Origin of the sequence: Kitasatospora sp. NPDC089797 (assembly GCF_040684795.1) — a bacterium.
Taxonomy (GTDB): domain Bacteria; phylum Actinomycetota; class Actinomycetes; order Streptomycetales; family Streptomycetaceae; genus Kitasatospora.
The window spans coordinates 140,979-154,179 of sequence record NZ_JBFBGS010000001.1 but is presented as its reverse complement, the minus strand read 5'-3'; the positions used below and the strand labels follow the sequence as shown (position 1 = coordinate 154,179).

Below are 13,201 nucleotides of genomic sequence, written 5' to 3'. Positions count from 1 at the left end.
CACTGACTACACCTCCGCCCGACCTGCGGGTTTACTGCAAGGGTCCAGACCAATGCGCCCTGCGCCGCGTCGACCGGAGGACCGCCCGCATGACCCGCCCGATCCGAGTCGCCATCGTCGGAGCCGGCCCCGCCGGCATCTACGCCGCCGACGCCCTGTTGAAGTCCGACGCCGCCCAGGCGCCCGGCGTCTCGATCGACCTGTTCGAGCGGATGCCCGCCCCCTTCGGCCTGATCCGCTACGGCGTGGCCCCCGACCACCCGCGGATCAAGGGCATCGTCACCGCGCTGCACCAGGTGCTCGACAAGCCCCAGGTCCGGCTGTTCGGCAACGTCGACTACCCGACCGACCTCAGCCTGGACGACCTCCACCGGCACTACGACGCCGTGGTCTTCTCCACCGGCGCGATGGCCGACCGCGCCCTCGACCTGCCCGGCATCGACCTGGACGGCTCCTACGGCGCCGCGGACTTCGTCTCCTGGTACGACGGCCACCCGGACGTCCCGCGCAGCTGGCCGCTGGAGGCCGAGAAGGTCGCCGTCCTCGGCGTCGGCAACGTCGCCCTGGACGTCGCCCGGATCCTCGCCAAGACCGCCGACGAGCTGCTGCCCACCGAGGTCCCGCCGAACGTGTACGAGGGGCTGAAGGCCAACCGCGCCGTCGAGGTCCACGTCTTCGGCCGCCGCGGCCCGGCCCAGGCGAAGTTCAGCCCGATGGAGCTGCGCGAGCTCGACCACTCGCCCACCATCGAGGTCATCGTCAACCCCGAGGACATCGAGTACGACGAGGGCTCGATAGCCGAGCGCCGCGCCGTCAAGCACGTCGACCTGGTCGCGGCGACCGTCGAGAACTGGGCGATCCGCGACGTCGGCGACCGCCCGCACCGGGTGTACCTGCACTTCTTCGAGTCCCCGGTCGAGGTGCTCGGCGAGGACGGCAAGGTCGTCGGCCTGCGCACCGAGCGCACCGAGCTGGACGGCACCGGCAACGTCCGGGGCACCGGCCGGCACACCGACTGGGACGTCCAGTCGGTCTACCGCGCCGTCGGCTACTACTCCGACGAGCTGCCCAAGCTGCCCTTCGACCCGGTCTCCGGCACCGTCCCGCACCAGGCCGGCCGCGTCCTGGACGGCGACGGCTCGCCCGTCCCGGCCGTCTACGTCACCGGTTGGATCAAGCGCGGCCCGGTCGGCCTGATCGGCCACACCAAGGGCGACGCCAACGAGACCGTCGCCTGCCTGCTGGAGGACCACACCAGCGGCCGGCTGCCCGGCGCCGCCGAGCCCGACCCGGCCGCTGTCGAGGAGCACCTGCGCGCCCGTGGCGTGCGCTTCACCACCTGGGACGGCTGGAAGCAGCTGGACGCCCACGAGCGCGAGCTCGGCCGGGCGCAGGACCGCGAGCGCGTCAAGGTCGTCGAGCGCGAGGACATGCTCCGCAACAGCGGCGCCTGACCCGCGTGACCGGGCTCACGGCCCGGCCCACGGCACGATCTCGTCCGTCCGCCCGGGACTCAGGGACCGGCCGGTCCTCAGGGACCGGCCGGGCGGACGATCGGCAGCAGTACCTCATCGACGATCGCCGCCGGGTCGAGTTCCACCGGGCCCCCGCCGCACATCTTGATCCGGTACAGCATCAGCGCGGGCACCACGTCGGTGACCATCGGGGTGACCGCCCCGGGGCGCACCTCGCCCCGGGCGGCGCCCCGCTCGAGCACCTCGGCGATCAGCGCGGTGGTCGGCTCGACCACCCGCTCCAGCACCAGCGCCAGGAAGGCGTGGGCCCGCTGGTGGTCGATCTCGCCCATGATCGCGCGGACGGCGGCGCCCGGTTCGCTGAACATCGCGGTGCGCAGCCGGGTGACCAGCTCCAGGAGGTCCCCGCGCAGGCCGCCGGTGTCGGGGGCGGGCCCGGCCGGCGGCAGGCTGGCCCGCAGCGCGTCCATGACCAGCTCCTCCTTGGAGGACCAGCGCCGGTAGAGCGCGGCCTTGCCGGTCTGCGCGGCCGCGGCCACGCCCTCCATGGTCAGTCCGGCGTAGCCGTCGGTGGTGAGCTGCTGGAGGGCCGCACCGTAGATGGCGCTCTCCAGTGCTTCGCCGCGACGGCGGACCGGGACGACGTCCTCGGCCGCGCGCGCGGTGCCGCCCGCGGTGGCGCGGGCTTCGGCGATCATGACGGCACACCTCCCGGGGGTTCCCTGTTCACCTGGCCTACCGCCAATGTTAGTGAACGAATCCGTTCCCTCCCAAGCCCCGCGCACCCGGCCTCCGGGGGCGTCCGCTCGATCCCCGGAGGCCGCCGTACGTCGGCTCAGCGGTCCGCCTGGTAGCCGTTGATCTTGCTCAGCGGGCCCCGGCTGTTGTCCTCGTAGACCGGCTGCATCTGGACGTCCCCGTAGATCTGGAACAGCTGCTTCGCCGAGTTGGCGGTGGTCGGGTTGCAGTTCGGGAAGCCGGTGTACCAGTAGATGCTGGCCACGCCGTCGCCCTCCACCGGCGGCGAGACGGTGGTGTAGAAGGTCACGATGCCGATCTTCGCCTGGTTCGGCCCGTTCGGGTCGTGCAGCTCCCAGCCGCCGGAGACCGTGGCGGGGTTGTTCAACGGGGTGACGGTCAGCGTCATGTCGTCGTTGAACTGGACGGCCGTGATGCCCAGCCACGTGCTGATCCGGTCGTCGAACCGGAACGCCCGCGCCGGGTAGGTGTAGTCGGCCGTGTTCCCGCCGCACTGGCCCGCCGCCCGGTTCGCCGCCTGCGCCGTGCCGCCCTGGGTGAGGGTGCCCGCCGCGGCGATCAGCACGGCCAGTGCGGCCAGGCGCCTGCGGGTCGTCGTGTGCTTCATGGTGAAGGTCTTCCTCTGCTCGTCGGTGCTGCCCGTCGGCGCCACCCGCCGACGCGACCCACTAGCGCACCCGCCGCCCGGGCCCGCAATCGCCCTGCATCCAACGGCCGACACGGGGACGCGCCCGGGGATTTCGGGCGCCTTCGCGGCGCTGTTCGGGTGACTCACGGGCGCTGCCGCCCCGACGGCCGGGGGCGGCTCCGCTACCAACGGAGGACCATGCTCCCCCAGTGAAAGGCGGTTCCTCCGTGGCCGTACCGACCACCTTCGACCAGAGCGCCTCCGGCTACAGCCCCGCCCACGCCTACTGGCTGGCCCGGGCCTCCGACCTCGCGTACCAGGACGACACCACCGTCGACCGCCAGGCCCGGGACTGGGGCTTCGAGACGGTCCGCCACCACGCGACCCGGTTCACCCCGCCGTTCCCGCTCGAGGACACCCAGGCCTACACCATGGCGAGCGACCGGATGATCGTGGTCGCCTTCCGCGGCACCGAACCCAAGGAGATCCGCGACTGGCTCACCGACTCCAGCACCCCGCCCTGGCCCGGCCCGGCCGGCACCGGCTACGTCCACTACGGCTTCGCCGAGGCCCTGGAGTCCGTCTTCCCCGACGTCCGCAAGGCGCTGGGCGAGCTGCGCACCGAGGAGCAGAGCATCTGGTTCACCGGCCACAGCCTGGGCGGCGCCCTCGCCATGCTCGCCGCCGCCCGCCTCGCCCTGGAGGACCCCCGGCTGACGGCCGACGGGGTGTACACCTTCGGCCAGCCCCGCACCTGCGACCGGCTGCTCGGCGCCGCGTACGACAAGGCCTTCCAGGGCCGGAGTCACCGCTTCGTCAACAACAACGACGTGGTCCCCCAGCTGCCGCCCGAGCCGGCCTTCACCCACACCGAGGCCCTGCACTTCATCGACTCCGCGGGCGTCGTCCACCAGGGCTCCGGGGGCATGCTGGCGGGTCTCGCCAACCGTGCCAAGGGCCTCACCTCGGCCGCCTTCGAGCCCACCGGCGAGGGCGTGCGCGACCACTTCATGCGCAACTACCTGGCGGCGCTGGAGAAGAACCTCTGACCGCCCGCCCGGCCGAGGGCGTGCCCGCCCCGCGGCCGGCCACCGGCCCCGCCCCGGCCCTCGCCCCCGTCGCCGAACGGCCGGTCCGGGACGTCGCCATCCGCCCGGCCCGCTGGAGCGGCGGCCACTTCGCGGACGTCTGCGGGATCGCCGGCGGCCGCTGAGCCCCGGCCGTGCGGGGGCCGGCACCCACGACGGGCGCCGGCCCCCGCGACGTGCCGGTGGGAAGGCCCGGCCCACCGCCCCGTCGTGCGCGGGGCGCCGCCCCCGGCGAGACTCGGTCGCAGGACCGGGGCGCGGGGCGCCCGAGGAGCACGAAGGAGCGGCCATGCCGGAGCAGCCGGACCCGCCCCCGCCGGCGGGCGGCGGCCCCACCCTGCGGGAGGTGCTGCTGCACCGGGGCTACCTCCGGCTGCTGCTGGTCGCGGTGCTGGTCGGTGTCCCGATCTCCCTGGTCGCCTTCGGCTTCGTCACCCTGGAGCACGAGCTCCAGCACTGGGTCTGGGAGAGCCTGCCGGACGCGGCCGGGTACGACCGGGCGCCCTGGTGGTGGCCGTTGCCCGCGCTGCTGCTGGCCGGGCTGCTGATCGCACCGGTCGTCACCCGGCTGCCCGGGCGCGGCGGCCACGTACCGGTGGACGGGCTCGGCGGCGCGCCCAGCCTGCCCCGGGACGTACCCGGCGTGGTGCTGGCCGCGCTCGCCGGTCTGCCGCTCGGCGCGGTGCTGGGCCCCGAGGCGCCCCTGATGGCCATCGGCGGCGGGCTCGCGCTGCTCGCCGTGCGGGCGGCCCGGCGGGCCGAGCAGCCGCGGCTCGTGCCGGTGCTGGGCACCGCCGGGGCCTCGGCGGCGATCTCGACCATCTTCGGCAGCCCGCTGGTCGCCGCCGTGATGATGATCGAGGCGGCCGGGCTGGGCGGCCCCCAGCTGGTCGCGCTGATCCTGCCCTGTCTGCTGGCCAGCGGCGTCGGCGCCCTGGTGTTCACCGGTTTCGGGCACTGGACCGGGCTGGCGACCGGCGCGCTGTCGCTGCCGCACGTGCCGGTCTCCGGCACCCCCGACCCCGGCGACTTCCTGTGGGGCGTGCCGCTGGCCGTCGCGGTCGCCGTGGTGTGTGTCGCCGGGCAGACCCTCGGCCGGCGGGTGAAGGCCTTCACGGCGGGCGGGACGGGAACCGGTCCGTCCGCCCGGCGGACCGCCGTCCGCACCGTCGGCTGCGCCCTCGCGGTCGGCTGCTGCATCGCCGGGTACGCGCTGCTCACCGGGCGCTCGCCGGCGGAGGCCGCGCTGTCCGGCCAGGCCACGCTGGGCGCGCTCGCCGCCGACCCGGCCGCCTGGCCGGTCGGCGCACTGCTCGCCCTGGTGCTGGGCAAGACGCTCGGCTGGGGCATAGCCCTGGGCAGCCTGCGCGGGGGCCCGATCTTCCCGGCGATCCTGATCGGCGCCGCCCTCGGCGTGGCCTGCGCCCCGCTGCCGGGCCTGGGCACCGCCCCCGCCCTGGCCGCCGGGCTGGTCGCCGCCGGCGCCGCGACGACCGGGCTGCCGGTCACCAGTACGGTGCTGGCCACGATGCTGCTGGGCGGGCAGGCCGCGAACGCCATGCCGCTGCTGATCGTCGCGGCCGTGACCGCCTTCATCACCGGCGAGCTGCTGCGCGGCCGGACCACGCGTTCCCGGGACCGCGCCCCGGCGCCGACCCCCTGAGCCGGACGAGGCTTTTGTTCGGCCCGGTCGTCCGTGTTCGGTACCGCGGAAGCCGTCCGGGGGACGGCAGGTGAACAAACGCCGATTCCGCTCCGGCCCGCCCGTCCCGTGGGCGATAACGGAGGTGCTCCTGCCCACCCCCACCCGAGGAACCGCCCGATGCCGATCAGCAACTACGGCGTGCTCGCCGCTACCGCCGTCGACCGGCGCCGCGAGGGCGCCACCGGCACTCCGCACTACCAGATCCACCTGCGCGACGCGGACGGCACCGACTACCGCGCGGCCGTCAACGTGCTCTCCCAGCAGGCCCCGCCGGACCTGCTCTACCTCGCCGACGAGGACTTCCGGCACCCGGTCACCGAGTCGCTCCCGGCCGCCGGCAGCGGCTGGACCGACCTGGACTCCCGGCCGGGCACGGCCAGCCTGGACTTCGTCCGCGGCAAGCTCTTCGACCACGCGGCGATGCGCGTCCTGCCGCCCGACGCCCCCGGCCCGGGCAACAGCCTCGCCGCCCTGCTCGACCACTACGTGCAGCGCGCGATCGCCGACCGGCAGGCCGCGGTGTACGTCTTCGGCCAGCGCTTCGGGCCCGAACCCGACCTCCCCGACAAGGTGTTCGGCTTCCTGCCCGGCAACGGGGTGCACGACGTGCACATGAACCAGGGCAACAGCGGCCGGTTCCGGGACGACGACGGGGTGTACCAGGACGGCGGCCTGCTGATCCACCTGCCGGACGAGAACCGCTGGACGGCGGTCTTCCTGGCCTTCCAGTCGCAGTCCTGGCACACCGACGACCGCACCGGCCACGCCCTCCCGTCCTCCGTCCCCCACCCCACCCGGGCGGCGCAGGAGTCCTCCAACAGCGAGGCGTAGCAGGACCGGAGGGGTGCCCGGCTCGCCCGGCGACCTGATCGGCCCCCGGGCGGCAGCCGGCCCGGGGACGGTCAGCGGTTCGTGATCGGCGGGTTGGGCCGGGTCAGACCGCGGTCGTACGCGAAGATCACCGCCTGCACCCGGTCGCGGGCGCCGATCTTCGCCAGCACCCGGCTGACGTGGGTCTTGACGGTCGATTCGGCCAGCACCAGCCGCTGGGCGATCTCGCTGTTGGTCCAGCCCTGGGCGATGGCCACCAGGATCTCCCGCTCGCGCTCGGTCAGCGCGTCCAGCCGGGGGTCGTCGACGGCGGCCGCGCCCGCCGGGCGGACCGGCAGGTGGTGGGCGTAGGCGTCGAGCAGCCGCCGGGTGATCGCCGGGGCGACCACCGCGTCGCCCTCGGACACCGCCCGGATCCCGGCGAGCAGTTCCTCCGGCCGGGCGTCCTTGAGCAGGAAGCCGCTGGCCCCGGCGCGCAGTGCGGCGTGGGCGTACTCGTCCAGGTCGAAGGTGGTGAGCACCAGGATCCGGGAGCGGCCGCCGGAGGCGACGATCTGCCGGGTGGCCTCGATGCCGTCCATGCCGGGCATCCGGATGTCCATCAGGACGACGTCGGGCCGCAGGTCGGCGGCGAGCCGGACGGCCTCGGCGCCGTGGGCGGCCTCGCCGACCACCTCGGTGTCGGGCTGGCTCTCCAGCAGCATCCGGAAGCCGTAGCGCTGGAGCGGCTGGTCGTCCACGATGAGGACGGTGGTCACGGGTGGCCGCCTGTCGGGTCGGGGGTGAGGTCCAGTACGGCCTCCACGGTCCATCCTGCCCCAGGGCCGGGGCCCGCCGTGACCGTCCCGCCGTACAGGGCGGCGCGTTCGCGCATCCCGGCCAGGCCGTGGCCCTCGCCGTCCGGGCGGCCCGGCCGCCGGACGCCGTCGGGCGGGCCGGCGTCCCGGACCCGGATCGTCAACCGGGTGGTGTCGACGGTCAGGGTCACGTGCGCCCGGGTGTCCGGTCCGGCGTGCTTGAGGGTGTTGGTGAGCGCCTCCTGGACGATCCGGTAGGCCATCAACTGGACGCCGCGGTCCAGCCGGTCCGGGTCGCCGCCGACGGTGTACACCACCTGGGGGCCGGCCGCGCGGATCCGGGCGCACAGCCCGTCGAGGTCGGCGACCCCCGGCTGGGGGTTGAACTCGGCGCCCTGGTCGGCCTGGTCGCGCAGCACCCCGAGCATCCGGCGCAGCTCGCCGAGCGCCTGGCGGCTGGTCTCGCCGATCAGCTCCAGGGCCTCCCGGCCGCGCTCGGGCGAGGCCCGGACGGCGTAGGCGCCGCCGTCGGCCAGGGTGATGATCACGGACAGGTTGTGGCCGATGATGTCGTGCATCTCCCGGGCCACCCGGGTGCGTTCGGTGACGGCGGCCAGCCGGCTGCGCTGGTCGCGTTCGACCTCCAGCCGGGCCGCGCGCTCGCGCAGTCCGGCCAGTTGGGCGCGCCGCACCCGTACCGCGATGCCCAGGGCGACGGCCGCGGTGGCGGCGCTGCCCAGGAAGAACAGCGCGTCCCCGACCGGCAGTCCGCCGCCGGAGACCTCGACCGCGACCAGGGCCATCGCACCGGCCATCACCGCGCAGGACCAGGCCAGGTGCCGCAGCCGGCCGTGCAGGGCCAGGCTGTAGAACGCCACCAGCAGGGCGGCGTCGGCGCGCAGCGCGACGCCCAGCGACCACTGCAGCACGAACACCGCCATGATCACGGCGAAGGCCGCCGTGGGCCGCCGCCGGCGCCACAGCAGCGGCAGCACCAGGCCCGCCTGGAGGGCCAGGGTGGCCGGCAGCGGCGGGCGGGCGAAGGTGAAGCGGTGTTCGCGCGGACCGCCCTCGCCGTGGCCGAAGCCGTGGACGAGGTCGGGCAGGCAGAACATCAGGAGGACCGCAGCCACCACGGCGGTGTCCAGCACCCAGGGGTGGGCGCGGTCCGCCTCGCGCAGCCGCTGGCCGATCCGGGCCAGCCGGGCGTACAGCGGGTGCCCGGACAGCGCGTCGGTGGGCACGGCCGGGCCGGCGGGGGTGGCGTGCTCCTCGCTCACCGGTGGGTTCTCCCTGCTGCTCTGACGAACGGGTGCGGTGCGGCGCCGGTCGCTCCGGCGCCGCACCGCGAGTGTCCCAGGTGCCCTGCTCAGGCGTCGCTGCGCACCAGCCGCACGGCCGCCCCGGCGAGCGCGAGCACCGTCCAGCCGAGGAAGACCAGCAGGCCGGCGGTCGGCGAGAGCGTGGTCGTGTCGTGCTGCAGGGCGAACATCGCCTCGCCCGCGTGGCTGGGCAGGTAGGGGCTGATGTGGTCCTGCCAGGAGGTGGGCAGCAGCGAGGTCAGCCCGGGGATCAGCATCAGCGAGGCGACCAGGACGGCGATGCCGCCGGCCACCGAGCGCAGCAGCGCGCCGAGGGCGACCCCGATCACGCCGACCAGCCCGAGGTAGAGCCCGGCGCCCAGCAGGCCGCGCACCACGCCCGCGTCGGCGAAGGTCATCGCCGCGCGGGTGCCGGACAGGATGCCGCTGTCCGCCGCGAAGGTGGCGAAGGCCCCGACGGTGCCCAGCACCAGGGCGATCACGCCGTACACCGCGGCCTTGGACCAGAGCACCGGCAGGCGGCGCGGCACGGCGGCCAGGGTGGAGCGGATCATGCCCGTCGAGTACTCGCCGGCCGCGACCAGGACGCCGAGGACGCCGAGCGCCAGCTGGGCGAAGTTGGTGCCGAACAGCGAGAGGCTGAGCGCGCTCGCGGCGGCGAAGTCCCGGTCCATCGGGCGGCCGGAGGTGATCCGCGACTTGAACTGGAAGGCCGCGATCAGGCCGAAGGCGACCAGGAACAGCAGGGCCAGGCCGAGGGTGATCCAGGTGGAGCGGAGCGACCAGAGCTTGGCCCACTCCGAGCGCAGTACGCGGGCGGCCGTCACCTTGTGGGCGGGGCGGGCGGGACGCGCGCCGGCGGTCTCCAGCCGCTGGTCGGGGGCGATCGTGGTCATGCCGCGCTCCTCTGGGTCTCGGCGGTGGTCGTGGTGCCGTGGTACTCGACGGCGTCCCGGGTCAGCTCCATGAAGGCCTCCTCGAGGGAGACCGTCCGGGGGGTCAGTTCGAACACCGCGATGCCGTGCTCGGCGGCAGTGAGGCCGATCTCACGGGCCGTCCGCCCGGTGACCAGCAGTTCCTCGGAACCGGAGCGGCCGGTGATCTCCACGCCCGGTCCGGAGAGCGCCGAGCGCAGCCGGGCCGGGTCGGCGCTGGCGACCTTGACCACGTCGCCGCCGGCCTGCTGGACCAGCTCCTGGACGGTGGTGTCGGCGAGCAGCCGGCCGCGCCCGACGATGATCAGGTGGTCGGCGACCAGCGAGACCTCGCTCATCAGGTGCGAGGAGACGAAGACGGTGCGGCCCTCGGCGGCGAGCGAGGTGAGCAGGTTGCGGATCCACAGCACGCCCTCGGGGTCGAGCCCGTTGACGGGCTCGTCCAGCATCACCGTGGCCGGGTCGCCCAGCAGGGCGGCCGCGATGCCCAGGCGCTGGCCCATGCCGAGCGAGAACGCCCCGGCGCGCTTGCGGGCCACCGACTGCAGTCCGGTCAGCTCGATGACCTCCTCGACCCGGCGGCGCGGGATGCCGTGGGTGTGGGCCTGCGCCATCAGGTGGTTGAACGCCGAGCGGCCGGGGTGGATCGACTTGGCCTCCAGCAGCGCGCCCACCTCCTGCAGCGGGGCGGCGTGCTCGGCGTACCGGCGGCCGTTGACCCGCACCGAGCCGCTGGTCGGCGCGTCCAACCCGACGATCATCCGCATGGTGGTCGACTTCCCCGCCCCGTTGGGCCCCAGGAAGCCGGTCACCGCCCCGGGCCGGACCGTGAAGTCCAGCCCGTCCACGGCGGTCTTCTCCCCGTACCGCTTCGTCAGCTGGTGCGCCTCGATCATCGCTCACCCTCACGCTCAGGGGCCGGTCCGTCCGGCCGCCCACGGTTCCACGCTAGGGCCGCGCGGGGCCGGATCCACGGCACCGGGGGCTGATCATCGGAGGCCGGGTAGTACCCCGGTACCACGCCCGCGCCCCTCCCGGGTCGAAATCGGTTTCGCCCGCGCCGCCGGGTGTCCGACGATGGTGGGCATGGACGATCGATCCGTGACACTGCGCCGGATGACCGAGGCCGAGTACCGGTCGGCCACCGAGGAGCGCGAGGCCGAGACGGTGGCCGAGCTCGCCAGGCTGATGCCCGAGGAACTGGCCCGGGAGCGCGCCCGCGAGGGCACCGCCAGGTTCCTGCCGAAGGGCCTCGCCACCGCCGGACACCACCTGGTGGTGGCCGAGAACGCCACGGGCGAAGCCGTCGGCACCGCCTGGATCGGTCCCGACCCCCGCGCCGGGGCCGGCGCCTCCACCTCCGCCTGGCTCTACCACCTCCGGGTCCGCCCCGGGCTCCGCCGCCGGGGGTACGGCGCCGCGATCCTGGCCGCGGCCGAACGGCTGGTCGCCGAGGAGGGCATGACGGACCTCGCACTGAACGTCTTCGGCGGCAACGAGGCCGCCATCGCCCTGTACCGCCGCAGCGGTTACGGCGTGTCGTCGATGTACCTGAGCAAGACCGTGCGGCCGTGACGGACGCCGGCCGCTGCCCGGAGTGCGGCGCGCGGCGGTGCGCCGAGCTGTTCCACGCGCTGCTGGCGCTGGACCACTCGCGGGCGCGGCCGTGGGGGCCGTTGCACGGGGTGTCGGTGGCGTGCTTCCTGCTCCAGCACCCCGGCCGGCTGCCCGGCGACGGCGGGGCGGTGGCGCGGGCGTTCCTGCGGGCGTACCTGGAGGGCGGGTTGCCGGCCGTCGAGGAGTTGGTCGGGCGGGCCCGCCGGGCGAACGCCCACCGGGTGCCGGGTGGGCCCGCCCGGACGGTCGAGCCTGCCCCGGCACCGCCGACGGGCGGGTTCGCGGTCACCGTCGAGCACGTCGCGGTGGACGGCACCTTCCCCGCCGCCGGGTTCCCGGAGCGGGTGCGGGCCTGGGCGGCGGCGACCCTGGAGGCCTGGGCGGGGCACGGCGGGTAGCCGGGAGCGGCAGCGGGCGTCGGTGGTGGTGCCCCGCTACCGGGCCGACGGCTTGCGGCCGTGGAAGAGGCCCCAGGCGAGCAGCCCCGCCTCGCAGACCTCCAGGCAGTGGTCGAGGTTGGTCCGCAGCCGCGCCAGCTGGTCCGTCCCGGCCCGGTCCGTCAACTCCTCGGTGCGACGGTCGACTTCGTCCCGGAGCCGGGCGTAGTGGACCGGTACGTACGCGGAGAGGTCCTCGAACTCCACCCCGGCGAGCCCCAGCCCGGCGAGCCGCGCACGGTAGAACTCGGGCGTCGCCAGGTCGCCGATGCGCAGCCGTTCGCAGAACGGGCGCAGGGCCTGCTGATGGTCGGCGGAGGCGGCCATCAGGTCGGTGAACACCAGTCGGCCGCCCGGGCGCAGCACCCGGACGGCCTCGGCGAGGGTGCGGGCCCGGTCGCCGCTGTGGCAGAACGCCTCCAGCGACCAGACCACGTCGAAGCTCCCGTCGGCGGCGGGGATGTCGTTGAAGGACCCGGTCACCACCTGGATGCGGGAGTCCAGCCCGAGTTCGAGGTTGCGGGCGCGGTGGCCCCGGTTCTGCCGGTCGCTGATGTTGAGCGCCACGACCCGGCAGCCGTAGGTCGAGGCGAGGTGGCGGGCCGCCCCGCCGAACCCGGAGCCCAGGTCCAGCACGGTGCTCATCCCGTCGAGCCCCTCCTCGACGCGGCGCGCGGCGGACTCCACCGTGCGCTGCGCCGCCTGCCGGATGGTCTCGTCCCCGTCGCGGTAGATCCCGAGGTGGATGTTCTCGCCGCCCCAGGTCAGCCGGTAGAAGTCGTCCGTCTCCGGGGTGTTGTAGAACGTGCGTGCCGTACCGTCCGCCCGATGGGCCGTGTCGCTGGTCATGGGGAAGTGATGTGTGCGAACGCCCACCGGTAAACCCCGGCGCGGCTCGTCTGACACGCTGGACACCCGCTACGCATGGAGGAGTCGTGATGCAGGTCGCCGTGGTCACCTTCGACGGGTTCAACGAGCTCGACAGCTTCATCGCCTCCGCGGTGGTCAACCGCTGCCGCAAGGACGGCCTGGAGGCGTTCATCACGACGCCGACGCCGGTCGTCACGTCGATGAACGGTGTCCGGGTGGACAGTCAGCGGCCGCTGGCGTTCGTGCCCGAGGCCGATGTCGTCCTGATCGGCAGCGGCGTCCGGACCCGTGACGTGGTCGCCGACGGCCGCCTGCTCTCCCTGCTGCCGCTCGACCCCGCGCGGCAGCTGATCGGCGCGCAGTGCTCCGGCGCCCTGGTGCTGGCACACCTCGGGCTGCTGGACGGCAGGCCGGCCTGCACGGACCTGACCAGCCGCCCCTTCGTCGAGGCCCGTGGCGTCGAGGTGCTGGACGCGCCGTTCCACGCCGAGGGGAACATCGCCACGGCGGGCGGCTGCCTGGCCTCCCAGTACCTCGCCGCCTGGGTGATCACCCGGACGCTCGGCGAGCACGCCGCGCGTGCGGCCCTCGGCTACGTGGCCCCGGTCGGCGAACGGGAGGAGACGGTCGACCGGGCACTGCGCGCGGTCCGGGCGGATCGGCCGGCCCGGCTCTGACGCACCCCCGGCGCATCGGCCCGGGGATGTGCAGCCCGGGCCGTCGTGCCGGCGGCCGAC

At 74.7% G+C, this 13,201-nt stretch carries 15 protein-coding genes; 8 read left to right on the top strand and 7 right to left on the bottom strand.

All coding sequences use genetic code 11. From position 1 onward, the window contains the following. The first annotated feature begins 89 nt into the window (after nucleotides 1-89). Nucleotides 90-1,454 carry an FAD-dependent oxidoreductase gene (locus AB0O91_RS00710; protein WP_363426795.1) on the top strand — a complete coding sequence of 455 codons (1,365 nt, stop codon included), beginning with the start codon at nucleotides 90-92 and terminating at the stop codon, nucleotides 1,452-1,454. Nucleotides 1,455-1,531: 77 nt separating this feature from the next. On the opposite strand, the gene AB0O91_RS00705 is transcribed toward AB0O91_RS00710, so the two are convergent. After that, nucleotides 1,532-2,173, bottom strand: a complete 642-nt coding sequence (locus tag AB0O91_RS00705; RefSeq protein ID WP_363426794.1) for a TetR-like C-terminal domain-containing protein — start codon at nucleotides 2,171-2,173, stop codon at nucleotides 1,532-1,534. Between the two features lie 137 nt (nucleotides 2,174-2,310). Next, nucleotides 2,311-2,841, bottom strand: coding sequence for a hypothetical protein (locus AB0O91_RS00700; protein WP_363426792.1), 531 nt, complete (start codon nucleotides 2,839-2,841; stop codon nucleotides 2,311-2,313). Between the two features lie 248 nt (nucleotides 2,842-3,089). Between AB0O91_RS00700 and AB0O91_RS00695 the strand changes: the two genes are divergently transcribed. The 4 genes from AB0O91_RS00695 (at nucleotide 3,090) to AB0O91_RS00680 (ending at nucleotide 6,486) form a co-directional block, all read left to right on the top strand. Next, on the top strand, nucleotides 3,090-3,911 hold the full coding sequence (locus AB0O91_RS00695) for a lipase family protein (protein ID WP_363426790.1): 822 nt from the start codon (nucleotides 3,090-3,092) through the stop codon (nucleotides 3,909-3,911). 20 nt (nucleotides 3,912-3,931) lie between these two features. Then, nucleotides 3,932-4,075 carry a hypothetical protein gene (locus tag AB0O91_RS00690; RefSeq protein ID WP_363426788.1) on the top strand — a complete coding sequence of 48 codons (144 nt, stop codon included), beginning with the start codon at nucleotides 3,932-3,934 and terminating at the stop codon, nucleotides 4,073-4,075. 164 nt (nucleotides 4,076-4,239) lie between these two features. After that, nucleotides 4,240-5,613, top strand: coding sequence for a chloride channel protein (locus tag AB0O91_RS00685; RefSeq protein ID WP_363426786.1), 1,374 nt, complete (start codon nucleotides 4,240-4,242; stop codon nucleotides 5,611-5,613). A gap of 159 nt (nucleotides 5,614-5,772) precedes the next feature. Then, on the top strand, nucleotides 5,773-6,486 hold the full coding sequence (locus tag AB0O91_RS00680) for a YukJ family protein (protein ID WP_363426784.1): 714 nt from the start codon (nucleotides 5,773-5,775) through the stop codon (nucleotides 6,484-6,486). Nucleotides 6,487-6,557: 71 nt separating this feature from the next. Here AB0O91_RS00680 and AB0O91_RS00675 read toward each other — a convergent pair whose 3' ends face one another. The 4 genes from AB0O91_RS00675 to AB0O91_RS00660 form a co-directional block, all read right to left on the bottom strand. Then, on the bottom strand, nucleotides 6,558-7,244 hold the full coding sequence (locus AB0O91_RS00675) for a response regulator transcription factor (RefSeq protein ID WP_363426782.1): 687 nt from the start codon (nucleotides 7,242-7,244) through the stop codon (nucleotides 6,558-6,560). Further along, nucleotides 7,241-8,527 carry a sensor histidine kinase gene (locus AB0O91_RS00670; protein WP_363427076.1) on the bottom strand — a complete coding sequence of 429 codons (1,287 nt, stop codon included), beginning with the start codon at nucleotides 8,525-8,527 and terminating at the stop codon, nucleotides 7,241-7,243. Before AB0O91_RS00670 ends, AB0O91_RS00675 begins: the two co-directional genes overlap by 4 nt. 125 nt (nucleotides 8,528-8,652) lie before the next feature. Then, nucleotides 8,653-9,501 (bottom strand): ABC transporter permease, encoded by an 849-nt coding sequence (locus AB0O91_RS00665; RefSeq protein WP_363426780.1) that lies wholly within the window; start codon nucleotides 9,499-9,501, stop codon nucleotides 8,653-8,655. Continuing rightward, on the bottom strand, nucleotides 9,498-10,436 hold the full coding sequence (locus AB0O91_RS00660; protein ID WP_363426778.1) for an ATP-binding cassette domain-containing protein: 939 nt from the start codon (nucleotides 10,434-10,436) through the stop codon (nucleotides 9,498-9,500). The genes AB0O91_RS00665 and AB0O91_RS00660 overlap by 4 nt, the downstream gene beginning before the upstream one ends. 190 nt (nucleotides 10,437-10,626) lie before the next feature. On the opposite strand from AB0O91_RS00660, the gene AB0O91_RS00655 reads away from it, so the two are divergent. After that, nucleotides 10,627-11,115: a GNAT family N-acetyltransferase gene (locus tag AB0O91_RS00655; protein ID WP_363426776.1), complete on the top strand. Its 489-nt coding sequence runs from the start codon at nucleotides 10,627-10,629 to the stop codon at nucleotides 11,113-11,115. Then, a complete protein-coding gene (locus AB0O91_RS00650; protein ID WP_363426774.1) occupies nucleotides 11,112-11,555 on the top strand; it encodes a DUF5946 family protein in 444 nt (147 codons plus the stop codon). The genes AB0O91_RS00655 and AB0O91_RS00650 overlap by 4 nt, the downstream gene beginning before the upstream one ends. Nucleotides 11,556-11,591: 36 nt before the next feature. Here AB0O91_RS00650 and AB0O91_RS00645 read toward each other — a convergent pair whose 3' ends face one another. Beyond that, a complete protein-coding gene (locus tag AB0O91_RS00645; RefSeq protein WP_363426772.1) occupies nucleotides 11,592-12,443 on the bottom strand; it encodes a methyltransferase domain-containing protein in 852 nt (283 codons plus the stop codon). Between the two features lie 89 nt (nucleotides 12,444-12,532). On the opposite strand from AB0O91_RS00645, the gene AB0O91_RS00640 reads away from it, so the two are divergent. Then, nucleotides 12,533-13,141 (top strand): DJ-1/PfpI family protein, encoded by a 609-nt coding sequence (locus tag AB0O91_RS00640; protein WP_363426771.1) that lies wholly within the window; start codon nucleotides 12,533-12,535, stop codon nucleotides 13,139-13,141. The last annotated feature ends 60 nt before the right edge of the window (nucleotides 13,142-13,201 follow it).